The following is a 373-nucleotide window of genomic DNA, read 5'->3' as shown; positions in this document are numbered from 1 at the left end:
CCTCTAAGGTTTTTTAGCCTAAGGGAGCGTTGACCCTAACGGGCTATTTGCAACAGTGCCTAATCTAATACCTATTGAGATGAAAATGACGATGGAGCTTGTCGGCTATGCACGGGTTTCAACTACTGATCAGGATTTGACTCACCAGGTTGAAGTTTTAACCGCTGCGGGTTGTCGCAAAATTTTCTCGGAAAAAGTTAGCGGGACAAAGAAAGAAGGGCGCCAGGCATTTGATGAATGTCTGGACTACCTGCGAGATGGCGATACGTTGGTAATCACTCGCATAGATCGCTTATCAAGAAGCCTTCGCGACCTCCAGAATCTGGTGTATGACCTTGAGCAGAAAAATATCAAACTCAGGGCGACGGAACAG

General features: G+C 46.6%; 1 protein-coding gene. It reads left to right on the top strand.

The annotated features are described in order from the left end of the window. Positions 1–85: 85 nt before the first annotated feature. On the top strand, positions 86–373 hold a 288-nt coding region (locus tag AEP37_RS24105), incomplete at its 3' end, for a recombinase family protein (protein ID WP_244880859.1).

Source organism: Yersinia pekkanenii (genome assembly GCF_001152565.1).
In the GTDB taxonomy this organism is placed as follows: domain Bacteria; phylum Pseudomonadota; class Gammaproteobacteria; order Enterobacterales; family Enterobacteriaceae; genus Yersinia; species Yersinia pekkanenii.
Note: the sequence above shows the minus strand (reverse complement) of the source record. Positions and strands in the feature narration are given on the sequence as shown.